Consider the following 25,651-nt stretch of genomic DNA (forward strand, 5'->3'; position numbering starts at 1 on the left):
AAACTTGTCCATCGCTTTCTGACAGCGACCTTTATATCATAACTCACTTACACTCAATATGTCAAGAGTTATTTTCAATTTATTTTTTTGTTTCTCGCTGACCACGACTTCCGTTCGCAGCGACGTTTATTAATATAACAGGCTTTTTATATAGTGTCAATCCTTTTCATTAAAAAAGTTTTATTATCTTTATCCATTGCTTTTCTTCTTAGAACGTACCATATAGTTCATGCATTCATATTCTGTTGCAACCCGCTTAAAGAGATTGAATAGTATTTTATATCGTTCTTCCATCGCTGCCTTTATTACTTGTTCTATTCTCGGTTCTTTTAAATCAAAAAGAATTTCATCCATTTCCCTTTTAAGCATATAAACAATTTCATCTTTCTCGTCTTCACTAATTAAAATTCCAATCATATGGACACCTCACATTGTTTTAGGTATACATAGGTATTTCCAAATGAAGAAAATTTATGAATATATTTTACTCTCCATATATAGGATTTTAAAACCATATAATGAAGAGTTATGAACTTCAAAATTAAATTTTAACTTATTCTCCCTTTTCTCGTTTCCCATTCATATATGAAAGATTATGACGCATAGAATAATACGGACAGGCAAAGAAGGAGGATCTGTATGGATTTTTTCATTACGCTTAATGCAAAAAGAATAAAACAGGGATTGCTCATTGTTATTATATCTTTTTTTACCGCAATGCTTTTTTTCTCTCAATCATCTGTTCATACTTCCGTATTCAGTACAAAAAATGGACCAAAGGCAATTTATAAAGGTGAAAAAGGTATTGCTCTCACCTTTAATATCGGATGGGGAGATGTTCAAGCAGAACCCATTCTCGATGTATTAGAGAAAAGCGAAATCAGATCTGTTACTTTTTTTCTTTCTGGAGCATGGGCTGAAAGTCATCCACAGACAGTAAAAAGAATTAAAGAGATGGGATTTGAAATTGGCAGCCTTGGCTATGCTTACGAGGATTATACTGAATTGGAAGATCCAGAAGTGAGACGAGATATATCAAAAAGTTTGGAGGTCTTTAAAAAGCTTGATATTAAAGATACCATGTTACTTCGCTCGCCAACCGGACATTTTGATAAGCGCACACTGTCTATTGCAGAAAACATGGGATTAACCGTTGTACATTGGAGTCTAAATTCTCAAGATTGGAAAAATCCTGGCGTTGAAGCAATTATTGAACAGGCTAATAAGGCGAGAGATGGAGATATAATCTTAATGCATGCCTCTGATTCGGCACTTCAAACAGCTGAAGCAATACCATCGGTCATTTCCAAGCTTAAAGATAAAGGAAATCTAACTACCGTTACTGAGCTAATTGCGAACGGAAAAGTGAAAACAACTCTTATACCATGAACAAAAACCCAAGCGGCAGTTTAGCGCCGTATGTGCCTCATTATTCATAACGTTTTTTTATAACTTCCTAGACGACAAAAGCGAACCATTAACGGCTCGCTTTTGTTTTTTTGTTTTTAGTTTCTTGAACGCCTTTTTCTTTAGCCCTTTTAGCAATTTCTGCTGCGGAGAGTCGATTGTATTTTTGAAGCATTAGTATTTGATATGCATTACACGCAATCAAAGGGAAAATCATTAAATAAATCCAACTTTCATCATTAGGACGCAAAACAGGCAGCCATTCTAGAATTGTAACAACCACCATGAAAAAAAGTGCAGAAGCGAATGTAGTTCGATTGGTCATCTTCGCTTTTATAAAGGCGACAACCAATGCCGAAACAAGAATAAACAAGGCCAACCCTACATAAGGAAGTAAACTTTCCCCTTCCCCCGCAAATTTTTGAAAGCGGAAGTAGACTAAATCGAATAAAACTATTATAACGAGAACGACCTGTACTGCATTCCATAGCCAAATAGACCGAAATATACCTAATCCAAATTGGTGTATAAATAGATAAGCAAAGAAACCAACTTGACTGACAACCGCGAAGATAAAACCTACCCCCACCAGCCAAATGAAAGTAGAAGCGATCGCACCAAATTTGAATTCAGTGAAGTAAGGTTGAAACTCACTCCACCGAATAAAAAATCCTAATATCCCAGTAGTCAAACCACCTAACATGAGGGAATTAAATAAAAACTTAATTAAGTTTCGAATGGTCACTGATTATTTTCCTCCAATAGTTAAATATCCTAATTAAATCGATTTTATCAATATTAAGAATAAAAATCTATGTCTGTTCAGATTGTGCATAAATTCTTCACAAAGTCCCATATTAAATGTAAGGAGCACTGCGACATGAAAGGAGCTTTTTAATGAAAAAAATAGGCTATTTACTTTTCTTATCGGTTGTTTTATTGCTTTCATCCTGTTCAGGCAGTGAGTCTAATGGCGAAAAGCTTGATTATGAACAAACAAAAAAAATGATTGTTGATATATTAAAGACGGACGAAGGTAAGAAAGCAATTAAAGAAATACTAGCGGATCAAGAAATAATCCAAGAAGTAGTGATGGATCAAGCGATTATAAAAGAAACAATCCAGAAAAACCTTAATTCTGAAAAAGGAGCAAAGTTCTGGAAAAAATCTTTTGAAGATCCAAAGTTTGCTGAATCTGTTGCTAAGAGTATGAAAAAAGAGCATGAAACGTTGATAAAGGAGTTAATGAAAGACCCAGAATATCAAGGTATGATGATCGATATCTTGAAAGACCCATCATTAAAAGCAGATATTGCAGAATCCCTAAAAAGCAAAGAATTTCGAGAACATCTCCGCGAAGTTGTAACTGAAACAATAGAAAGCCCACTTTATAAAGTGAAAATACAGGAAATTTTATTAAAGGCAGCTGAAGAAATGGAGAGCGGTAAGAAAGAGGAAGACAAACAAGATGGTTCTCAGCAAGGCGGAAACAATGGTGGTTCTAGTAGTTCTTAACAAAGAATAAAAGAGATCAGTCATGCAACAAGGCAGTTATGGCATCGTAAAAAGCTTGCAATGTTAATCTTATTGCCTGAGTAAGCTGATCTCTTTTCATTTTACTGGTCTAAAATTCCAACGATTTTTTCTGATATCTCATGATAAATCTTTCCTGTTGGATGATCCTTATCATATACGGATGGAGCAAAATCATTCTCATTCCAATCAGGTTGCTGTAATGGAAGCCTTCCAAGTACATCAGTTCTTAGCTCTTCAGCTAATTTATCTCCGCCGCCTTGACCAAAGACATATTCTTTTTCGCCAGTCATACGACTTTCAAAATATGCCATGTTTTCAATAACGCCAATAATTTCATGTTCTGTACGAAGTGCCATCGCTCCAGCACGCGCAGCAACAAAAGCAGCTGTTGGATGCGGTGTTGTAACAATAATTTCTTTACAGCTAGGTAACATGGTATGTACATCAAGTGCCACATCTCCCGTTCCAGGGGGTAAATCAAGCAATAAATAATCCAATTCTCCCCAGTCCACTTCAGTAAAAAAGTTATTAAGCATTTTTCCAAGCATTGGTCCTCGCCAAATAACCGGAGCATTATCCTCTACGAAGAAGCCCATGGAAATAACTTTTACTCCGAAGCGGTCAACCGGAACAATCTTTTGACCATTTAAAGCAGGTCTAGACGTAATTCCCATCATATCTGGTACACTAAACCCATAAATATCAGCATCTATTAAGCCAACCTTTTTTCCAAGACGGGCGAGTGATATAGCTAAATTCACGGAGACAGTGGATTTTCCTACACCACCTTTTCCGCTAGCGATAGCAATAAATGTTGTTTTGTTATTTGGGGAAAGAAGATTACTCGCATCTTCTTCTGAAAAATCTCCCGATTCTCGGTGTTTTTCTAATTCTTCTTCAGATAAATCGGCAAACCGAATTCCGACGGTTGCTGCTCCTGCTTCTTTAAGCATTTCTACAATTTTCATTTGTAATTGCAGCTGCTCAGGTGTTCCTGTTTTCGCAAGGGCTATTTTCACACTTATATGTGATTTCTCTTCTTTCACCTTGACCTCTAGAATACCGTTTGTTTGTTCTAGAGTTTTATGTAAAATTGGATCTTCTACACTTCTTAATAATTCTATTGCTTGTTGCTCAGTAACCAATTAATAACACCGTCCTTATTATGGTTTCGCTTTCTTTTTCAGTATAACATATTGAATGTTTTTCTAAAGAATATCTACTCACAAAACGGAAGTCGCTATCTTAGCCGGCGATCCTTAAGCGAGAAACAAAGGAATCCCGATAACTCCATCGTATTGCTCCTTAAAAATAAAATAACAGCGACCTAATCTGACTGATCGCTGTCTCACTCTTTTATTTTCTCCCCAGTAAAAGTTCTAAGTAGTCCCCTATAAATGGATGCTGCTACTTGCTCCTGATAATCATCCTTCAAAAGTTCCCCCCGCTCGGTCGGATTAGATAAAAATCCTATTTCAACTAATACTCCAGGCTTCTTTGCATTTTTTAATAAATAAATATTTTCAATTGTTTTTGCTTCTCGGGTCGTATTTTCCAAATTCACAATCAACTCTTCTTGGATGAATTTTGCTGCTCGTTTATTTTCGGGCAAATGTGGAGCATAAAAAGTTTGCGCACCACTCCAACGTGGCGATGGTATTGAATTTAGATGCACACTAATAAAAAAATCCGCTTCCGATTCATTAATCATCTTTAATCTTTTTCTTAAATCATCTGTCTTACGTCGGCTATACCCTCTAATATCAGGACTGGCTAAATCAGTATCCGTCTCTCTAGTCATTAAAACAAGCGCGCCCTGCTCTTGCAAATAATCACGAATCTTATGCGAAACACTTAGCGCAATATCTTTCTCTAATGCTTCTTTGTCCCCGGCTCCTCCATCGGGCCCACCATGTCCCGGATCAATGTAAATTACCTTTCCTGTAAGCGGAAGGTTCCATGATTGGAAAGAATCCTTTGGAATCATTTGATATTGAAATAGAAGAAATAATACCGTTGCACCAATCGAAAATAAAGCCCACTTTAACTTTCTTTTCATATTATCTTTCCCTTCATCCTTCAGTCATAAAAGGATATGGGACAAGAAGGGATTTTAGAACTTTCATTTCTTAATGCAATCGCAATTTATATCGACGCTCTGCCTTTAGATATCCCTCTTTCCACCAATATTGCACGAATTTCTCACATACTATATAGATTGAATCGTCTTCCAACGTACTTCTGTCATAGTCTAAGTAAAGCCAGAAATGATACAATGTTTCAGTAAAATGTGCTATCTCTTGGTGACATCTTTTTCTCGTCATCTCCATTGTCTCACCTACAACAATAAATCGACCAAAGTCAGCCCCTAGTAGATAAGCTTCAATAGCAACGTCCAAGCAGGCTTCCTCTATCCCTTCATCTAGCAAATCAGCTGCTAATCGCGCTGCATAAAAATGAAGTAATACACTTTTTTTCAACGCATTAATGGATAAATCGCTTAAAATTTTACGTTCATTCGTTAATTGCTTTTTACGTTTTCTATCTTCAAAGTTTGTGATAACACTCATCCTTACTCAACCTCCTCTCTATAGCTTTCAACCAATAAGGTAAACTCATGCACGTGAAATTTTTATTGTTTTCCTTTTGTGCAGATAGTTACTAGATCAGACTTCTGTTCGGGCAACGTAAGAACCCAACGAACTAAGTTTAAGAAGGCAGGCCAAATAACAACGAACGATGAGCAATGATAAAAAGACGACCCAACATTCAAAACGAATGAGAGTCGTCTTTATTGTGGCTATCGTAAAACTGAGAAAAACATCCGTTTTTAGGAGTTCCAAGATGCCGTACTTTCTTCTTACAATTTTACTCTTTGCAATCTCAGTGCATTTAGAACAACTGAAACAGAACTAAATGCCATCGCAGCACCTGCTAACCATGGTGCTAAAAACCCTAATGCCGCGATCGGAATGCCGATTGTGTTATAGGCAAATGCCCAGAATAGGTTTTGTTTTATATTACTGATCGTCTTTTTACTCATAAAGATTGCATCAGCAATACTATTTAAGTCGCCACGAATTAAAGTAATATCGGCAGCTTCCATTGCAACATCTGTGCCAGTTCCAATCGCCATTCCTATATCGGCAATGGCAAGAGCTGGCGCGTCATTGATTCCATCTCCCACCATTGCCACTTTTTTACCTTGTTGTTGTAGTTTTTTTACTTCTTCCGCTTTTCCTGCAGGTAAGACTTCCGCGATCACATGTTCAATTCCCGCTTCCTTCGCTATTGTCTGAGCGGTTTGCTCGTTATCGCCTGTGATCATGATGACATCAAGATCCATTTCTTTTAAACGTTTGATTGCGGCAACAGATGTCGCCTTCATCGTATCAGCAACCGCAATAAGTCCTGCATAGGTACCATCCACTGCTGCAATCATTGCCGTTTTCCCTTGTCTTTCCAGTTGATACATTTGATCATACTCTTCTTTTTCAACATTTATATTATACCGCTTCATTAAACGTCGAGTTCCAATTAAGATCTTTTTTCCACTAACAACTGCTCGTATTCCGTAACCTGGAATTGCTTCAAATTCAGATACTTCACGTAACAATATATTTCTTTCTTGGATCCCTGCAACAATCGCCTGTGCTAATGGATGTTCTGAACCTTTTTCAGCCGATCCGATCAAAGATAATAATTCTCTTTCATGCATGACTGCTCGTACATCTGTTAATACAGGTGTTCCATTCGTGATCGTTCCAGTTTTATCTAATATTACCGTGTCAATTTGATGAGTCGTTTCTAGATGTTCTCCACCTTTAAATAATATTCCATGTTCAGCAGAGCGACCTGAGCCAGCCATGATCGATGTCGGTGTTGCCAATCCTAATGCACAAGGACAAGCAATTACAAGCACAGCAATCATTTTTTCTAATGCCTCAGCGAAATCCCCCGGTACAGCCCACAAATACCAGATGAAAAATGTGATAAACGCAATTCCTACCACGATTGGAACAAAGATCCCAGAAATTAAGTCCGCCATTCGTTGAATTGGCGCCTTTGAACCTTGTGCTTCTTCAACCACTTTTATAATTTGGGCAAGTGCTGTATCTTTACCTACCTTTGTAGCTTCTATTTTAATAAGGCCGTTTTTATTAAACGTAGCACCAATGACAGCTTCACCTACCGTTTTATCCATCGGTACACTTTCACCTGTAATCATTGATTCATCAAGAGCCGTTTGTCCTTCTGTGATTACTCCGTCTACCGGAACTTTCTCACCAGGTTTAATAAGCAAAGTTTGACCTACAGCAACATCTTCTAATGGTATTTCTTTTTCCTCCCCATTCAACAACACTGTTGCAGTTTTCGCCTGCAGTCCCATTAACTTTTTTATTGCTTCTGAAGATCTCCCCTTTGCCTTAGCTTCAAATAGTTTACCGAGAATGATTAATGTGATTAGCACAGCACTTGTTTCAAAATAAAGCCCAGTGCTATGAACATCTGTACCAATTGATTGAATGGCCAGGTAGACACTGTAGAAATAAGCAGCTGACGTTCCAAGCGCGACAAGCACATCCATATTCGCACTTTTATTTCGTAATGCTTTGTACGCTCCAACGTAAAATTGCTTACCAACATAAAATTGTACTGGTGTCGCTAAAGCCATTTGCACCCAAGGATCCATTAAAACGTTTGGAACATACATAAACGATGTAAAATTAAAATGAGCAAACATTGTCCAAAGTAATGGTAGCGATAAAATCAGCGAAAGAATAAACTTCTTTTTCTGGTTTTGAATTTCTTTTAATCGGTAGTCGGTCGTTTCTATTTCTTCCTCACCGCTATTTATCTTTGCCCCATAGCCAAGGTCTTTAACTTTATCAACTAAGTTTTTTGAAGAAACGACAGAAGGGTTGTATTCAATTGTCGCCTTCTCTAAAGCAAGATTAACTGATGCCTTTGTCACACCCGACATTTTATTCAGGCCCTTTTCAATTCTCGTAGAACAGGCGGCACATGTCATACCAGTTAATAATAGTTCTGTTTTTTCGGTTATGACATCATAGCCAAGATCCCTGATCTTTTGTTGAAAAGCTTCTGCAGTCAAACTGGTATCATGCTGTATAGTCGCTTTTTCGAGAGCGAGATTCACATTTGCTTGCTCTACGCCTTCCATTTTATTCAAGCCTTTTTCAATTCTAGTCGAACACGCAGCACATGTCATACCAGTTATTTGAAATTGGCTCTCGGAAAGTTTTCTTTCGCTCATTTCAAAAACTCCTTTATACCTAATAGGGGTATGTACATTTTAAAAATAAAACGTGCTTAAAACAGCACATTTTATTTCACATCATAGCCTTGATCGTCAATCGTCTCTTTAATAGTATCAATACTTACTTCACTTGTATTAAATACAACCTCAACCGCTCCACTATCCAAATTTACCTTTACACTTGAAACTCCTTGCAATTTACCAACATTGTTCTCTACTGCATTTATGCAATGGCCACAAGACATGCCTTCTACGTTTAATGTAATTTTTTCCATATTCATTCACTCCTTTATTTTTTCATCAATTTTTGAATCGTAACTAATACTTCATCTAGTACTTCCATGTCACCTTCTTGAATTCTTTCTACCACACAATGCTTCATATGACCTTCGAGTAGAATTCTAGCAACACTATTTAACGCTGACTGAGTAGCGGAAATTTGCGTAATTACATCATCACAATAAGTATCACGTTCAATTAATCCTTTTATACCACGAATTTGTCCTTCAATTCGATTCAATCTCGTCACAAGATTCTTTTTCACCTGGTCCGAATGATGGCTTTTTCGATCGGAGGAAATCTCACAAAAAGTCTCCTCGGTAATAAGGTCTTTATCTAATTCTCTCGTCATTAAATCCTCCTCCTTCAACCTCTATACTAACGTACCCCTTGAGGGTATGCAAGAAAACTAAATTACAGGATTAGAACCTTGCAGGCACATCCATCCATGGTTCCCCCTTCTCTATTTTCTCCCTCATTTACAAAAGTTCAAACTTGTAAGAAGACAATAATTCGTAACAAGTTCACCATTTCACAAGGTGCAAAAAGTGGTATACTCAAATCAAGAAGTTTGCTCAATGTTTCACAATGTTATTTTGAAAGTATTTTTTGTATTAGCATGAATCACAAATACAGAGGAGGTTTTCAATCATGGAACACTGGAAGGGTTTTATTGAAGGTAGATGGCAAACAGAAATCGATGTGCGAGACTTTATCATTCATAACTACACACTCTATGAAGGTAATGAAAAATTTTTAGAAAAACCAACAGAGGCTACTACTGCTTTGTGGGATCAAGTGATGAAATTAACAAAACAAGAACATGAGAATGGCGGAGTACTTGATATGGATACAACAGTAGTATCTACCATTACCTCTCATGGCCCGGGTTACTTAGCAAAGGAATTAGAAACGATTGTCGGATTTCAAACCGATAAACCATTTAAAAGATCTTTACAACCATTTGGTGGTATACGGATGGCAGCAGGTGCCTTAGATTCTTACGGATATAAAATAGACGAAAAAGTAGAAGATACTTTTACCAAATATCGAAAAACACATAATCAAGGTGTATTTGATGCCTATACTTCAGAAATGAAGATAGCTCGAAAAGCGGGAATTATAACTGGTTTGCCTGATGCTTATGGCCGAGGACGCATCATTGGCGATTATCGGCGCGTTGCATTATACGGAGTGGAGTTCCTCATAGCAGAGAAACAAAAGGAATTACATTTGGTTGGCAATGGTACGATGAGTGAAGAAATCATTCGTGAACGCGAGGAAATAGCCGAGCAAATCAAAGCACTTCATGAATTGAAAGAGCTTGCTTCTCTATATGGATATGACATTTCACAGCCAGCAGCAAACGCGAAAGAAGCTTTTCAATGGCTATATTTCGCTTATCTTGCAGCAATCAAAGAACAAAATGGGGCTGCAATGAGTTTAGGTAGAGTATCTACATTCCTTGATATTTATATTACGAAAGATATTTTAAATAAAAAACTAACTGAAAAAGAGGCACAGGAACTCGTTGATCATTTCGTCATGAAATTACGCCTCGTTAAATTTGCAAGAACGCCTGACTACAATGAGTTGTTTAGTGGAGATCCGACTTGGGTAACAGAATCAATTGGAGGAATCGGTCTTGATGGCAGACCATTAGTAACGAAAAATTCTTTTCGCTTTCTCCATACATTAGATAATCTTGGACCATCTCCAGAACCGAATTTAACTGTGCTTTGGTCTCCCCAGCTTCCAGACGCATTTAAGCAGTATTGTGCAAATATGTCCATTAAAACGAGTTCTATTCAATATGAGAATGATGATTTGATGCGTGAAACATATGGAGACGACTACGGCATTGCCTGCTGTGTATCTGCTATGAAGATCGGGAAACAAATGCAATTCTTTGGGGCACGGGCAAATCTTGCAAAAGCATTACTTTATGCCATTAACGGTGGAAAAGATGAATTATTAAAAACGCAGGTCGGACCGATGATTGCGCCAGACACTTCTGAGTATTTAAACTATGAATATGTTGTCGAAAAGTTTGATCATATAATGGAATGGCTTGCAGGACTTTATATGAATACACTCAATGTGATTCACTACATGCACGATAAATATAGTTATGAAAGAATTGAAATGGCTTTGCATGACCGCGAGATTTTACGGACAATGGCATGCGGGATTGCGGGATTATCTGTCGTCACCGATTCATTAAGCGCTATTAAATATGCAAAAGTAAAACCCGTTCGCGATGAAAATGGTATTGCTCTCGATTTTGAAGTCGAAGGGGACTTTCCAAAGTACGGAAATAACGATGCTCGCGCTGATGATATTGCTGTCGGCCTTGTAAAAACATTTATGAATAAGCTTAAAAAGCATCATGCCTACCGTGACGCAACGCCGACATTGTCTGTTCTTACAATCACATCTAATGTCGTATACGGTAAAAAGACTGGAAATACACCAGATGGCAGACGCAAAGGCGAACCATTTGCACCTGGAGCAAACCCACTACACGGTCGGGACCAAAAAGGCGCAATTGCTTCTTTAAGTTCTGTAGCAAAACTTCCATATGAATATGCTCTTGACGGGATTTCTAACACATTTTCTATCGTGCCAAAAGCTCTCGGACGTGAAGATGAAGCAAGGACATTTAACTTAGCCGCCATTTTGGATGGCTATATGATTAAAAAAGGTCATCATTTAAATATTAATGTATTCAATCGTGAAACATTACTTGATGCGATGGAACGACCAGAGGAATACCCCCAATTGACGATACGCGTATCTGGTTATGCCGTAAACTTTATTAAACTAACGAGAGAACAACAAATCGATGTAATTAATCGTACATTCCATGAAACGATGTAACAATAAGAATAAGGAGATAATGCCAGGCATCATGATAAAGAAAATGAAAGAGATAGCCTGGCATGGTCTCTTTTTTGAAGGGATCTGAAATGATGAAGCTTAAAACTCACATTCATTCAGTAGAATCTTGTGGTACAGTAGACGGCCCTGGTTTACGTTATGTCATTTTTACACAAGGCTGTTTATTACGATGTCAGTTTTGTCATAACCCTGATACATGGGCTTTTGGAAAAGGAGAAGGCATGGAAGTATCTGTCTCCTCCCTAATGAAAGATATTAAAGATTACCTCCCTTTTTTGCAAGCCTCCAATGGCGGAGTCACAGTGAGCGGCGGTGAACCGCTCCTACATGTTGATTTTCTTATCGAATTATTCACAGAGTGTAAAAAGCTCGGTATACACACAGCAATCGATAGTTCTGGAGGTTGTTTCACTCGTAAAGACAGATTCATTCAGTCTCTTGATACACTGATCGAGCTGACTGACCTTGTTTTGCTTGACTTAAAACAAATCAATGATCAAAAACATCGAGCATTAACATCTATTTCAAATAAACATATTCTTGATTTTGCCCGGTATCTTAATGAGAAGCAAGTCCCAATCTGGGTTCGTCATGTACTTATTCCTGACATCACAGATCAAGAAGCAGATTTAAGAGGGCTTGCCGACTTTATTCATACACTATCAAATGTAAGAAAAGTAGAAGTCCTACCTTATCACCGTTTAGGCGTATATAAATGGGAAGCGCTGGGTCTTGATTATCCATTAAAAGATGTATCGACACCTACGGATGATAAAGTGAAGTGGGCACAAAACATATTAAATGAAGCAGTAGTTTAGTCGTTTTCCCCACATTATCCACCTGGACAGATGTCCCATTGGATCGGGACATCTGTTAGATAAGAGCTGTATTAATCTTCCGCGCTTATATCTTCATTGTTTCTACGCTCGGGAACCTTCCCGCCATCCACACTTCTTGGATAGTACGTGTAACCTTCCGACACAGCTCCCCCTTCCCCAATCATTCTTTCCACTGCCAATTCATGATCAAGCATGAAATCAACTCCTTTTAGGCATTCCGTCTTGAAGTCCATTTCATCATATGGCAACTGTTTATCCATGTGCGTCCTTTCGTATTTCACCTATAAAAAAGAAGCTACTCTAAAGCGCCTTTTAGCGTTTGAGTAACTTCTTTTTGTACTAAAGTAATTGTGTAGCCATCATGACAATTACAGCTTAAATTGTCCAACCAATCTATTTAGCTCTTCCGCCAATGCGGCGAGTTGTTCTGAACTACCAGCTACCTCTTCCATTGAACTACTTGTTTGTTGAGAAGCAGCAGAAGTTTGCTCTACCCCAGCAGCTGACTCCTCAGAGATAGCTGCAATTTCTTCAATCGAGCTATTCATCTTCTGGCTTTGTTGTGCAATGTCAGATAAGTTTGTAGAAACAGTGTTAATGTTATTAGCCATTTCTGTGATAGCTGAACTTATACCAGCAAAAGTTTCTCCGGTAGTCTTTATTTGTTCTCCCCCCAGTTCTACTTCTGTATATCCAGCTTTCAATGACTCTGCTACATTGCCTGATTCATTCTGAATGCTATCTACAATGCCAGTAATTTCTGTAACAGAAACGGATACTTGTTCCGCCAACTTTCTAACTTCATCAGCAACCACTGCAAAACCGCGCCCATGTTCTCCGGCTCTAGCAGCTTCAATTGCTGCGTTCAACGCCAGTAAATTTGTTTGCGCAGAGATATCCTGTATAACAGATACTAATGTGGAAATCTCCTGTGACTGTTCATCTAATCCCTGCACTTTTTCAACTGCATCGAGTACAATTTTATTCACTTTAGACATTTGGTCATTTGATGACTTCATTAATTTACTGCCTTCATCCGTCATTTCTTGTACCCAACTAGAATATCGGCGGATTTGTTCACCGTTATTATTTGCGGCTTCCACCTTTGTCGTAAATGATCCCATCATCGATGACAAATCACTCGCATTAGTAGCCTGTTTTTCGGATCCTGCCGCTAAATCTTGCATAGTAGTAGCAATTTGTTGAGAGCCTGTATTTACCTCATCTGTCGTTTGTGTTAATTCTTCACTATGGCTAGTTACAGAATCAGAAACCTCATTAATTTGCTGTAATAAGCCACGTGTACTACTCATCATTTCGTTTGTTGCCACCACAAGCTGTCCAACTTCATCCTTCGTTCGCGTTTCTAACGGTTCACCACTGAGGTCCCCGCCAGCTACTAATTTCATTCGATCCATCACAATTTTTAGTGGTTTCGAAATTGTGTTAGAAGTAATAAGTGCGGATACCATACTGAGTACTAACACTAATATTGTGACTATTGTTACTACACGCAATGTATGTTCCCCACTTTTAACAATCTCTTGTTCTATCTCTTTAATGGAGGTTCTCCTATTGTCTGCTAGCTTGTCATAACTAGTCATTAACTCACGTACAACCGTAGCTGCTTCTTCTAAGTTTTTCATAGCTATTTCTTGATTTCCTTTATCATACTCTTCGAATACATCTGTAGAAATCATTTCTCGCCATTTAACCGTCCGCTCCATAAGTCGATCAAATTCTTCCGACGCTCCTAACTCTCTAATAATTGCCTCATATTGCTTACCTTGTTCTGTATATTCATTAAACCGGTCTTTATAATCACCACCATATAACACATAGCCGCGGGCTGTTGATATCCTATTCGCCATCGTATATGATAACCCTTCATTGGCCATTAACATGGGAAGCTCCTCATTAGCAATCTTTGCAGCATCCCTATTATTTGCCTTAATGATCGACAGATTATAAATCCCTAAAATAATGACAAGTATAATTACAAGAGAAAAGCCAAATATCATTTTCTGCTTTATACTTTTAAAAGTGAATAGTTGCTTCATTAATACATTCTACCTTTCTATATTTAAATATGTACTTGATTTCTATAGTACTATCGGACGACACCTTGAATTTATAAAGGATTCTAGCAATATTTCACATGATAATTTTCCCAAACACAAACACAGGGGGCATCCTAGTTTAGAATACCCCCTGTGTTTGTGTATATATTTTCTTCTCTTGCTTTGCTTCTCAATGACCCCTTCTTGCAAAGTCAACAAAACGAAATTTATCTGGTCTATGTCTCGATTCCGTATATTGAAATAAACTTGTGTCTTCAAGATAAATATAGTTCTTAATAATGACGATATTATGAAAGCCTTCTAGATCAAGCAACCGTTTATCCTCTTCGTCTGGCTCCTCTACGATAATTTCTTTTTTTGCGAAACTAATCGTTAAGTTTAATTCGTTTTCCAAGTAATCAAATATAGAGTGTTCGCAGATTTCTTTCGTAATATGCGGTACAAATTTTTCATTCAAATAATCTTTATCTAAAATAACTCTTTCTCCACTGATTTCCCTAATCCTACTAATTTGCCATACCTGATCTTTTCCAGATAAATTGAGCTGTTGCTTAATATACTGGTCAGGTTTTAATAAGGAAAGTTCATGGACAATTGTCCTCGGCATTTCTCCCATTTTTTGAGCAAGCTCATGAAAACTAACTAGCCCAGACACAGGAAAGTCTAATTTTGCATTTTTTATGACAATAGAACCTTTTCCTCTGACTTTTTGAATATATCCTTGCTGTGCTAGCAAGGTTAATGCCTTACGAATTGTCTCTCTCGATGTCTTATAATGATCTTTTAGCTCATGTTCAGAAGGCAGGAGTGCACGCGGTGCAAATTCTCCTGCTTCAATCTGTCTTACAAGATCATTATGAATCATTAAATACTTGTTTGTCATATTCATATCTCCAGTTACTTTTTCAAGTAATAAACAATTGACTCATACGGTCTTAATGCAATTTGCTTGAACCCAACAGGTGAATCGGCGTAGTTAGATAACAGTATACTGCCTGAATATCCATTGAGATTTACGTTTTCCGGGAGTGTAAATGTTGCTTCTTCTGCATAAAAGTTATTGACCACAAGTAGCTTTTCATTTTTAAGATTGCGAGTATAAGCAAATATAGCATCATGCTCAGGTAATAACAATTGATAATCGCCTTCTGTGATAATATCATATTTTTTTCTTAATTGGATCAACTTCTGATAGTGATAAAATATGGAATTATCATCTGCTAACGCCTGTGTGGCATTAATTGATCGATAATTATCTGCTACTTTGATCCATGGAGTTCCACTTGTAAATCCAGCATCTTCACTATCATCCCACTGAACTGGCGTTCTAGAATTATCTCGAGATTTTTGCTTCAAGATATCAAGTATCTGTTCCTCTGACATTCCTTCTTCTTGTTTGATCTGATACATATTTAATGATTCAACATCTCGATAATCATCTATTTGCTCAAATTTAGGATCAGTCATACCGAACTCTTCTCCCTGATATATATACGGTGTTCCTCTCATCATATGAATCGTCGTAGCGAGCATTTTAGCTGATTCAAGATGGTATTTTCCGTCATCTCCAAAACGCGATACGACCCTTGGCTGATCATGATTACACCAGAAAAGCGCATTCCATCCTCCACCTTTAGTCATGTCCACTTGCCAGTCAGATAAAATTTCTTTCAATTGTAAAAAATCAAAGTCAGCTTGCGACCATTTTTCACCGTTTGGATAGTCGACCTTCAGATGATGGAAATTAAACGTCATATCAAGTTCTTTTCTATCAGGTCTTGTGTATTTGATACAATGATCAATTGTTGTAGAGGACATTTCTCCAACTGTCATTATCTCATATTTTGAAAAAACCTTCTCATTCATTTCTTGAAGATACTCATGCACTCTTGGTCCATCAGTATAAAATTTTCGCCCATCTCCTGATGCATCATTCGGAAAACGTTGATCTTTGGAAATAAGATTGATGACATCTAGTCGGAAACCATCCACACCTTTATCAAGCCAAAATGTCATCATCTCATAGACTGCTTTTCTAACTTGCTCATTTTCCCAATTTAAATCAGCCTGGGTAACATCGAATAAGTGTAAATAATATTGTTCTGTTTTTTCGTCGTATTTCCATGCAGAACCGCCGAATTTCGACTGCCAATTTGTTGGTACTTCTTCAGGTTTTCCATCTTTCCATATATAGAAGTCACGATACGGGCTATCTATAGAAGAGATAGACTTTTGGAACCATTCATGTTCTGTAGATGTATGATTTACGACTATGTCCATAATAATTTTCATATCACGGATATGTGCTTCTTCAAGCAAACGATCGAAATCTTCCATCGTTCCATACTCTTTATAAATCTGATAATAATCGCTAATATCATAGCCATTATCATGTTGTGGGGAATTATAAATAGGGGTTAACCATAGTACATCTACACCGAGTTCTTTTAAATAATCTAGTTTTTCAATAATTCCTTGTAAATCTCCTGTTCCATTTCCTGTTGTATCCTTAAAACTTTTCGGATAAATTTGATAAACTACTGACTTTTTCCACCATTGTTGAGTCATTACATACACCTTCCTGTTATAACTATAATTTGTAGAATTTTAGTTTCTCCGCGGGAATAGAAGCCTATAAAAGGCATTATATCGCCCAAGTAAAACGGCAAAAGAGGAACAATTAAATGTCCCTCTGCCTTTATTTAAATTTGTTTAGTTGCTGCGCACACGCTTGAACGCTACTTTACCCATATTCATTTTAGAAAATATAACCGTTAATACAAATGGAATAACAATCGCTACAACCATTGCAATCGCAAAGACTCCCATATATTTGGCTTGGATGGAAAGAATACCAGGCAATCCCCCAACACCAATCGAGTTAGCCATTACACTACTTCCAACAGAAATGACTGCCGCCACTAGAGACCCAATCATCGCGGCTAAAAATGGAAAGCCATATTTTAAATTGATACCAAACATTGCTGGTTCCGTTACACCCAAGTAACAAGAAATTGCGGCAGGAATGGAAACTTGCTTTTCTTGTTCATTTTTTCTATTAATATAAATCATTGCTAACACTGCAGAACCTTGAGCAATATTAGAAAGTGCGATCATCGGCCATAAATTTGTTCCGCCAAGTTCACTCATCAATTGAAGATCAATCGCATTAGTCATATGATGTAAGCCTGTAATAACTAACGGCGCATAAGCGAAACCGAAAATAGCGGCGAACAACCAACCAAATGAAGAAGTTAACCCTGAATATACCACATCAGATATAACAGACCCAATTTTCCAACCGATCGGTCCTAAAACGATATGGGCAAGCAATACAGTTGGAACTAAAGCTAAGAATGGTACAACAATCATCGAAATGGCATTCGGAATAATTTTCCGCAATCTTATTTCTAAGAAAGATAGTAACAAACCGGCTAAAATTGCTGGAATAACTTGCGCTTGATAACCAATCATTTCTACAGTAGCAAAACCAAAATCCCATACTGGAACTTCCTCCGCACCAGCAACTCCATACGCATTAAGAAGCTGAGGCGAGACGAGCGTAATACCTAACACAATTCCAAGGATTGGTGTTGCTCCCATCTTCCTCGCAACTGCCCAGGTGATACCGACCGGTAAGAAATGAAATATTGCTTCCCCAATCAACCATAAAAAGTCATTTGTACCAGCCCAGAATTGGGAAACTTCAACAAGTGTCTTTGTCTTCCCTTCAAGCATCGGAATTTCACCTATGACATTTCTAAATCCGAGGATTAATCCTCCAACGACAAGAGCAGGTATAAGTGGCGTAAAAATATCAGCAAGATGCGCGATCATCCTTTGCAGCCAGTTCATATTTTGTTTCGCTGCTTCTTTTGCCTCATCCTTCGATGTATCGCTTACACCAGCGATTTTAACAAATTCATTATAAAAAGAGGAAACTTCATTTCCAATAATCACTTGGAACTGCCCTGCCTGTGTGAATGTTCCCTTCACAAGCTTAATCGCTTCAATCTTCTCTACATCTGCTTTCTTCGGATCCTTTAACACAAACCGCATCCTTGTTACACAGTGCGTCACAACGGAAATATTATCACTACCGCCGATATGTTCTAGCAATTCTTTAGCAGAATCTGTGTATTTACTCATCTATTTTCCTCCTTACCTCAGAGTTAGAAGGGCATATACCCTTTTACACTCCTTGATCATTTAATTTTAACTTGTATATACAAATATTGATTACGCTTCCATCATAACTTGTATATACAAGACTGTCAATATATTTTTTAAATATTTAACAATAAAAAAGAGTGGACTAAAAATAGGCATCCGTAAATGCTTATTTAGTCCACTCTTCTCATGCATAATGCATAAAATTATTTTAAGTCTTCCCCAACGATTTTTGCTTCTAGTTCTAGTTCCACTCCGAATGTTTCTTTAACTTTGTTTCGTACCATATCAATTGTTGCGATATACTCAGAGGCTGTAGCATTATGTTTATTCACGATGAAACCAGCATGCTTCGTTGATACTTCTGCTCCACCTACACCTTTTCCTTGGAGACCGCTATCTTGAATCAATTTTCCAGCAAAGTAACCTGGTGGTCGTTTGAACACACTTCCTACAGATGGATATTCAAGTGGCTGTTTAGACTCTCTTTGAAAAGTAAAATCGTCCATTGCTGCCTTAATCATCTTTTGGTCGCCAGCTTTTAGGTCAAAGACTGCTTCTAGGACGATATCTTTATTTTCACTTAGTATACTAGTCCGATAACCAAGTGCCAACTCATCTTTTGACAACTGTCGCAACTCACCCTTTTGCGTTACGACTTTTACGTAATCAATGACATCTTTTACTTCGCCACCGTAAGCACCGGCATTCATTACCATTGCTCCTCCAATCGATCCAGGTATTCCACAGGCAAATTCTAATCCAGATAATTGTTGAGCCAAAGCCAAACGAGAAGCATCCTTTATGTTCGCTCCACCTTGAGCAATGATTTTATTTTCTTCGACACGCAAACCAGCAAGATGTTTAAAATGCATCACAATTCCTCGGATGCCTCCATCTCTCACAATGACGTTAGATCCATTTCCTAATAATGTAAACGGAAGCTGAAACTTCTCTTTGAAACGAATGACCTCTGCCACAGCTTCATATGTCTCAGGCATAACAAAAAAGTCTGCTTTTCCACCTAATTTTACTAAAGTATGATTTTTTAAAGGTTCAGCTAGCAATACGTTAGTCTGACCACAAATCTTTATTAGTTCATTATAAATATCTTGGTTAATCATTTATTTTACCTCTTTATCTTTTGATTTATTTAACCTGATGATAGCATAAATTTTACTTCCTTTATCTATTCTAATCAAAAATCCTCTTTTTAGAAATGATTAAGACATTCTTTTTCTATGATTGATATTTATTTCATATTCCTAGTTTAATGAAGATAGCGGAATCCGTGCATATAACAAAAAGGTTATGTCATACGAGCTTAGCCCAAACGACATAACCTTAAAATATGATATGCTTTTTTATCTTTCAACATCACCAACAGAATCTGTCATTGCTCGGAAAATGTCACTTTCTGTTGATACTGGCGTATCGCCGACAATGGAGTGAGCCAACATCCCAGCAGCCACTGCAAAGTCGACAGTTTTTGCAGGTTCGAACCTTTTCAGTTCACCGTGAATGATACCACTAGTATAAGCATCTCCTGCGCCTATACGATCGAGAACAGCAAATCTCTTTATTTCAGAAAATGTAAAAGCTTGATTCTTATACATAAACCCCTGTAGTGCATGTGAATTATCACCATTTATATATCGATGCGTTCCAGCGATCACATCGATATCATATTTCTTTGCGACAGCCGGGATTAAATCCTTTACTTGTTCTACTCTTTGCTCCTTTACTGTATTCATACCGAGAATATGCATAGCATCCTTTTCGTTCATCATGACGATGTCTGCCATATACAGCATTTCTTCATAATGAGGTTTTGCCTTCCCATATCCATTTTCTCCCCAATTTAAAGGGCGATAATTACAGTCAAAAACCACTTTTCCACCATTTTCTTTAACTGCTTTTGCGAATGATTTCATTTGCACGCGAACAGAGTCATTCATAGCCAGTGTAATTCCACAGAAATGAACAATACCTATTTGTTTTGCCGCTTCCGCAAAATTGTACATTTCTCCCGTAGCCGTATTAAAACTACTTTCTTTCCGATTTGCATAAGTTACTCGACTTGACCGCATACCAAATCCATTCTCCAAAAAATACATGCCTACATTCTCTCCACCACGGCGAATGAACGTCGAATGGATTCCAAGTTTTTGCAGATAAGATACTGATGCATCTCCAATCGCATTATTTGGCAAGGTCGTCATCAAATACCCCTTATGTCCAAGACGCGTTAAAGCGGAAGAGATGTTCACACCTGTGCCGGAGAAGGAGTAATTTAATGTACTTGCTTGTTGTAATAATTCATGGCCAGGGACTTGCAGGCGCATCATCACCTCTCCAAACGCTAAAATATTTTCACTCATATAAAACCACCAGTTTCTTCATCACTTCCAAGAGTTCTCGAACATCCGTAACATTTGTTTTTCCTGTATCTTTATCAATTATAGACGAATAAACATGAGGTATAATTTTTGGGACGTTTGCCTCTAAAGCAATCTGTAGTATTGGCTTGAAGTTTTCTTTATCAATACCCCCCGTTGGCTCCAATGCAAATTGTTCATCACCACATGCCTGCGCTACAGCACGGAATTCGTCTTCGAAACTTAAGCCCTGCATTGGGAAATACTTCAATGCATTGCCACCCATATCACGCGTAAGGGCAATCGCTGTCTTTATTGGTACAATCGCTTTTTCTTTCTGTGCACCACTCATTGGGCCAGTTGAAATATTAACAAATCCCACCTTTCCCGTTGGCGAGACTAAACTATTAATCCAGCTATCATTTTCACCTAAATTAGCTCGCGTTGCCCCGACTGCAGGAAACACTTGGTTGATATGTGTACCTGGATAATGCTTTGCAATTTCTGCTACGACGGCGGCTTGGCGGTTATCACCACCACCTAATCCAATTGAAACGGCGTCATCAATTTCCTTACCGTATGCTTTCATGGCTGTTACCGCTTCTTCAACCGTTTCATAATCTTTTGAGAGAACACCTACCAATACATACCTTTCTGCTGCCTCGTATACCTCTTTCGCATTCTCCACACTATTGGCTAATACATTTAATCCCACTCTCTCTTTGTAAAGACGATCGTTTATATTCGCCATTTAGGCTCCCCCTAACAATTTACGAATTTCAGATGTAATAATATGTATATCATCCCCTTGTAATGAACGGGGATCGATGTCAAAATAACCTTGTTTCACACCGTAATCACGTGTATAAATAGCAATCTCCCCTTCACGCAATTGGGTAACAATCACTTGAGCTGTAGTATCTGTTAGATCTGAATCAATATGAACACGCGCTCGAAAAATAGCTCGTCCTGCCTCATCCTGAACGATGGACACTTTAATCCCTATTAATTCATTTAGCGATGTTAGCACTTCTAATACTTCTTTTTCAGCCTCACTTTTATCTTCTTTTTCTTCATATTCATCAAGTGCTTGCAATAATCCAAAAGCTACTTCTTTACCTACTTTCATACTCCTGCCTATGCCATGTAATTGGACTTTTAACCAATCAATATATTTTTGCTTACCACCTACAATACCCGAAGTTGGTCCTTCAAGTGCTTTCGATCCACTATAAATGGCAAGATCTGAGTATTTAATGTAGAATCGCAAATCTTCTTCAGCAGCCGCATCTACAATGAGTGGAATGCCATGCCTCTGAGCCACTTCCCACGCTTCTTCTACAGAAATCATATTTTTTTGAACCGCATGATGTGATTTCACATATAATATCGCTGCTGTATTTTCACATATAGCATCCTCCATATGCTCCGATTTACCTTCATTGGCATAACCAACTTCAATGAGCTTTCCACCACCTAAATAAACCATCGTTTCAACCGGAGCACCATATTGTACGTTATGACCTTTTAACATAATGATCTCATTTTGTGCGATCATATCTTGATGCAGCCGCTCGCTTATGCGGCGGTTTCCCTTAGTTACTAGAGCAGCAATGGATAAAGCGATTCCACTAGAAGCCGAGTTAACGATAACAGCTGATTCTGATCCTATCTTATCCGCTATGTACTCCCCTGCTTTATCAACTAATGCAGCCATTTCTACATAGTTTTGCCCGCCCTTTTTCATCGCATCCATGACTGTGTCTGTCGGCGCCGAGACGCCTAAAATACTCATTCTTCCGCTAGCGTTAATCACACGCTTTAGTCCATATTTAGCATTTAATGAACTCACCATTTAACACCACTCCCGTCGGTTTAATTCTTATTTCCCCAATCCTGCTATCACCTTCTGAATCAATTAATTCAATTGATTCAGCATGAACATTAAATAAAGTTAAATTCGCGACATCCCCAACCTGTATACGGCCTAATTCCGGTTTGTGAAGCCATGTCGCTGGCTTTGTTGTAATAGCATTTATTACTTCTTGAAGTGAATATCCTAAATATAAAAATTTGGAAAGCACATTTGCCATACTATATACAGGACCATTTAATCGATTACCACGATAAATATCAGTACTTATCGTCCCTAGTCCAATGGCATTTTTTCGTGCATCTTCTGCCACTTTAAAAGAAAAACTTGCTGTTCCATGACCTACATCTAAACAGACACCTCGTTCCACTGCATCAATTAACACCTGAAGTGGTTTCCCAGCATCATCGAAAAGATTATTAGACTTTCCATTTAAGTAATGAGTAATGATATCGTCTTTTTGTAGAATCGAAACAATGTCTTCTATATATGGTGGACCTGATCCTATATGAACCATTAAAGGTAATGACGTTTCACTTGATAGCTCTCGTGCAATGCGTAAAGGCTTAACACCCAAATCACCAACAACACTTTTACTCATGCGAGCTTTTAGCCCAACAATGAAATCATTATATTTATTCACGACCTCTAAAACCTGACCTTTATCAATCCAATCTAGATTAGATAATTCGTCTACTCTCTTGAGACCAAGCTTCGAAATATTTAAAAAGGCAAAAATATTTGTTCTGCTCCGCTCGCCACTTTCAGCTAAATCAGATATCCGGTCTGCTCCACAACTTCCGGCATCCACTATAGTAGTAACACCTTGCTTTATTCCAATCTCATCCATTTCATCCCCATAAGGATTAAATTCAGGAAACGCATGCACATGCATGTCGATCCAACCACTCGAAACATACATACCTGTGCAATCAATTATTTCCTTTTCTTGACCGCTTCCTACATTTTCTATCTTAGTAATGTAGCCATTTTTGATAATAAGATCAATTTCTTCTCCACTGATACGCTTTACATTATGCAATACACCTGAAAACACCTACATCACCCTTTTTTTAAGAAAAGCCTAACCATTTTAATTTCCCTACACACCATGTTAAGTTTCCGATTATCTTATTCCTTCGATATATATCCCCTAGAAACCTTCTAATTATATGTATTTTTTGCTGAAATTTATCGTTTCTAAAAACGATGACGTATAAAATAAGAATAAAATGATACCAAATTAAAAAATTGTACTATTTTGAATGTTTTTATCGAATACTATTGACGGAAACTCCCTTCTTTAATAAACTGGTATAGACATATAGATGTATATCTATTGGTAATTATAAAACATTACAACCACGATATCAATTTCATTATTCTTTTGGTTTTACATTCGAACAATTACTAAATTTAAATCTAGTAATCTTTCGAACATTATATATAAGGAGGAAAGTAAATAATGAAAACGGTAACAAATAGTAACAAAAAAAAATTACGGTTGGTAGGGTTAAGTTTACTACTTATATTTTCACTACTATTACCGTCTCTACAAGCACCAATGGTAGCGGCAGCAAATGATGATTACAAAGTTGTCGGATATTACACAGCTTGGGCCCCCCCAGAGAATTTGGATATTAATAAAGTTACACATTTAAATTACGCCTTTGCAGACGTCTGTTGGGAAGGAATGCATGGAAATCCTGAGGTTTGGGCCCCAGAAGGAGAAACAAGTACTTGGCCCTGTCGTGGGCAAGGTGGAGAAGAAATGGATGTACCAAACGGGACAGTAGTATTAGGTGACCCCAAGCTTGATACAGATCAGCTATTTGCAGGTGATACAGAAGGTCAACCTTTTGCTGGCAATCTCAATCAATTAGTCAAGTTTAAAAAACAAAACCCAAAATTGAAAACACTTATATCTATTGGTGGTTGGTCATGGTCTGTGAATATTTCACATGTAGCTGCATCACAGGAAACTCGCGAAGTATTCGCCAAGTCAGCAGCTGAATTTGTTCAAAAATATCAAATGGATGGAGTAGACCTTGATTGGGAATTTCCCGTTGAAGGAGGTATGTGGAATAATAACCATCGTCCTGAAGATAAAGAAAACCATACATTACTCCTAGCAGAGGTACGTAAAGCACTCGATGAAGCAGGAAAGGTAGATGGCAAGGAATACTTACTAACAATTGCCTCAAGTGTTAGCTTCTCATATGTAGGTAATAATGAATTAGATAAAATTGCCGAAATTGTAGATTTCATCAATATTATGACTTACGACTTTAATGGTGGATGGGCAACTACGAGTGCTCATAACGCTCCCTTATATGAAGATGAAGCAGCTTCAGATGCCAATGTCCACCCTTATAATATTAAAGCAGCTATTAGCGGACATTTAAATGCAGGAGTACCTGCAAACAAGCTTGTGATGGGTCTTCCTTTTTACGGTCGCTCATGGGGTGAATGTAATACAGAGAACGACTTTGCAATCAATGACAATGGTGGATATCAAAATTGTGCTGGCGCAGGTGGAGGCAATGTAGAACCTGGAGTCTACACATTTGAACATTTAATAGCAGAAAAGGTAAATAAAAATGGGTATACACGTTATTGGAATGATAATGCCAAAGTACCATTTTTATATAACGATGAAAATGGAGAATTCATATCTTATGATGACGTTGAATCAATGGGCCACAAGGTAGACTTCATTAAAGAAACTGGTCTCGCCGGAGCAATGATCTGGGAAATTGGGCAAGATGATAAGAACAGTTCGCTTTTATCAAAGGTTTCAAGTGACTTAGGCATCTCTAGCTCCCCTCCACCGCCAGTAGATCCTAGCCCAGAAAATCCTAGCGATACCGAAGAACCTGATGAAACCGTAAAACCTGACGAAACCG

23 protein-coding genes are annotated in these 25,651 nt (G+C 37.8%); 5 read left to right on the top strand and 18 right to left on the bottom strand.

Annotated features, from left to right (window positions below):
* Window positions 1-189: 189 nt before the first annotated feature.
* Window positions 190-417, bottom strand: coding sequence for a hypothetical protein (locus BLE01S_RS19995; protein WP_066146766.1), 228 nt, complete (start codon window positions 415-417; stop codon window positions 190-192).
* A 222-nt stretch (window positions 418-639) separates the two neighbouring features.
* Here BLE01S_RS19995 and BLE01S_RS20000 point away from each other — a divergent pair, with 222 nt between their 5' ends.
* A complete protein-coding gene (locus tag BLE01S_RS20000) occupies window positions 640-1,389 on the top strand; it encodes a polysaccharide deacetylase family protein (protein WP_066146770.1) in 750 nt (249 codons plus the stop codon).
* Window positions 1,390-1,477: 88 nt separating this feature from the next.
* Here the strand turns inward: BLE01S_RS20000 and BLE01S_RS20005 are convergent, their stop codons facing one another.
* The gene (locus tag BLE01S_RS20005; protein WP_066146772.1) at window positions 1,478-2,152 is read right to left on the bottom strand and encodes a KinB-signaling pathway activation protein; all 675 of its coding nucleotides are present in this window, start codon (window positions 2,150-2,152) and stop codon (window positions 1,478-1,480) included.
* Between the two features lie 152 nt (window positions 2,153-2,304).
* Between BLE01S_RS20005 and gerD the strand changes: the two genes are divergently transcribed.
* Window positions 2,305-2,922 (top strand): spore germination lipoprotein GerD, encoded by a 618-nt coding sequence (gene gerD, locus BLE01S_RS20010; protein WP_066146774.1) that lies wholly within the window; start codon window positions 2,305-2,307, stop codon window positions 2,920-2,922.
* Window positions 2,923-3,023: 101 nt separating this feature from the next.
* Here the strand turns inward: gerD and salA are convergent, their stop codons facing one another.
* The 6 genes from salA to BLE01S_RS20040 form a co-directional block, all read right to left on the bottom strand.
* A complete protein-coding gene (gene salA / locus BLE01S_RS20015; RefSeq protein WP_066146777.1) occupies window positions 3,024-4,088 on the bottom strand; it encodes an iron-sulfur carrier protein/transcriptional regulator SalA in 1,065 nt (354 codons plus the stop codon).
* Between the two features lie 203 nt (window positions 4,089-4,291).
* A complete protein-coding gene (cwlD, locus tag BLE01S_RS20020; protein ID WP_066146780.1) occupies window positions 4,292-5,002 on the bottom strand; it encodes an N-acetylmuramoyl-L-alanine amidase CwlD in 711 nt (236 codons plus the stop codon).
* Between the two features lie 70 nt (window positions 5,003-5,072).
* On the bottom strand, window positions 5,073-5,513 hold the full coding sequence (locus BLE01S_RS20025; protein WP_066146782.1) for a DUF2521 family protein: 441 nt from the start codon (window positions 5,511-5,513) through the stop codon (window positions 5,073-5,075).
* A 290-nt stretch (window positions 5,514-5,803) separates the two neighbouring features.
* Window positions 5,804-8,221, bottom strand: a complete 2,418-nt coding sequence (locus tag BLE01S_RS20030) for a heavy metal translocating P-type ATPase (RefSeq protein WP_066146786.1) — start codon at window positions 8,219-8,221, stop codon at window positions 5,804-5,806.
* Window positions 8,222-8,292: 71 nt separating this feature from the next.
* Window positions 8,293-8,499 carry a copper chaperone CopZ gene (gene copZ / locus BLE01S_RS20035; protein ID WP_066146789.1) on the bottom strand — a complete coding sequence of 69 codons (207 nt, stop codon included), beginning with the start codon at window positions 8,497-8,499 and terminating at the stop codon, window positions 8,293-8,295.
* Window positions 8,500-8,513: 14 nt separating this feature from the next.
* Window positions 8,514-8,855 (bottom strand): metal-sensitive transcriptional regulator, encoded by a 342-nt coding sequence (locus tag BLE01S_RS20040; RefSeq protein ID WP_066146792.1) that lies wholly within the window; start codon window positions 8,853-8,855, stop codon window positions 8,514-8,516.
* A 299-nt stretch (window positions 8,856-9,154) separates the two neighbouring features.
* Between BLE01S_RS20040 and pflB the strand changes: the two genes are divergently transcribed.
* Entirely contained in the window at window positions 9,155-11,383 is a 2,229-nt protein-coding gene (pflB, locus tag BLE01S_RS20045) for a formate C-acetyltransferase (RefSeq protein ID WP_174521753.1), read from the top strand.
* Window positions 11,384-11,475: 92 nt separating this feature from the next.
* Window positions 11,476-12,222, top strand: coding sequence for a pyruvate formate-lyase-activating protein (gene pflA, locus BLE01S_RS20050; protein WP_066146822.1), 747 nt, complete (start codon window positions 11,476-11,478; stop codon window positions 12,220-12,222).
* Window positions 12,223-12,293: 71 nt separating this feature from the next.
* Here the strand turns inward: pflA and BLE01S_RS20935 are convergent, their stop codons facing one another.
* The 10 genes from BLE01S_RS20935 to BLE01S_RS20095 all read right to left on the bottom strand — a co-directional run bounded on the left by BLE01S_RS20935 (window position 12,294) and on the right by BLE01S_RS20095 (window position 23,802).
* Window positions 12,294-12,503, bottom strand: coding sequence for a hypothetical protein (locus BLE01S_RS20935; protein ID WP_145981916.1), 210 nt, complete (start codon window positions 12,501-12,503; stop codon window positions 12,294-12,296).
* 108 nt (window positions 12,504-12,611) lie between these two features.
* Window positions 12,612-14,303, bottom strand: a complete 1,692-nt coding sequence (locus BLE01S_RS20055; protein WP_066146796.1) for a methyl-accepting chemotaxis protein — start codon at window positions 14,301-14,303, stop codon at window positions 12,612-12,614.
* A gap of 190 nt (window positions 14,304-14,493) precedes the next feature.
* Window positions 14,494-15,207 carry a trehalose operon repressor gene (gene treR, locus BLE01S_RS20060; RefSeq protein ID WP_066146799.1) on the bottom strand — a complete coding sequence of 238 codons (714 nt, stop codon included), beginning with the start codon at window positions 15,205-15,207 and terminating at the stop codon, window positions 14,494-14,496.
* A gap of 14 nt (window positions 15,208-15,221) precedes the next feature.
* On the bottom strand, window positions 15,222-16,892 hold the full coding sequence (gene treC / locus BLE01S_RS20065; RefSeq protein WP_066146801.1) for an alpha,alpha-phosphotrehalase: 1,671 nt from the start codon (window positions 16,890-16,892) through the stop codon (window positions 15,222-15,224).
* A 144-nt stretch (window positions 16,893-17,036) separates the two neighbouring features.
* Window positions 17,037-18,473, bottom strand: coding sequence for a PTS system trehalose-specific EIIBC component (gene treP, locus BLE01S_RS20070; protein ID WP_066146804.1), 1,437 nt, complete (start codon window positions 18,471-18,473; stop codon window positions 17,037-17,039).
* A 227-nt stretch (window positions 18,474-18,700) separates the two neighbouring features.
* Complete coding sequence (gene murB, locus BLE01S_RS20075) at window positions 18,701-19,618, bottom strand: UDP-N-acetylmuramate dehydrogenase (protein ID WP_066146807.1); 918 nt, start codon at window positions 19,616-19,618, stop codon at window positions 18,701-18,703.
* A 240-nt stretch (window positions 19,619-19,858) separates the two neighbouring features.
* Window positions 19,859-20,875 carry a sugar kinase gene (locus BLE01S_RS20080; protein WP_066146810.1) on the bottom strand — a complete coding sequence of 339 codons (1,017 nt, stop codon included), beginning with the start codon at window positions 20,873-20,875 and terminating at the stop codon, window positions 19,859-19,861.
* Window positions 20,868-21,623: a 2-dehydro-3-deoxy-phosphogluconate aldolase gene (dagF, locus tag BLE01S_RS20085; RefSeq protein WP_066146813.1), complete on the bottom strand. Its 756-nt coding sequence runs from the start codon at window positions 21,621-21,623 to the stop codon at window positions 20,868-20,870. Before dagF ends, BLE01S_RS20080 begins: the two co-directional genes overlap by 8 nt.
* Window positions 21,624-22,727: a DgaE family pyridoxal phosphate-dependent ammonia lyase gene (locus BLE01S_RS20090; protein WP_066146816.1), complete on the bottom strand. Its 1,104-nt coding sequence runs from the start codon at window positions 22,725-22,727 to the stop codon at window positions 21,624-21,626.
* Window positions 22,705-23,802, bottom strand: coding sequence for an amidohydrolase/deacetylase family metallohydrolase (locus tag BLE01S_RS20095; protein WP_066146819.1), 1,098 nt, complete (start codon window positions 23,800-23,802; stop codon window positions 22,705-22,707). The genes BLE01S_RS20090 and BLE01S_RS20095 overlap by 23 nt, the downstream gene beginning before the upstream one ends.
* Before the next feature lie 408 nt (window positions 23,803-24,210).
* On the opposite strand from BLE01S_RS20095, the gene BLE01S_RS20100 reads away from it, so the two are divergent.
* On the top strand, window positions 24,211-25,651 hold a 1,441-nt coding region (locus BLE01S_RS20100; protein ID WP_082788846.1), incomplete at its 3' end, for a glycoside hydrolase family 18 protein.

The organism is Lederbergia lenta NBRC 16444, assembly GCF_001591545.1.
In the GTDB taxonomy this organism is placed as follows: domain Bacteria; phylum Bacillota; class Bacilli; order Bacillales; family Bacillaceae_C; genus Lederbergia; species Lederbergia lenta.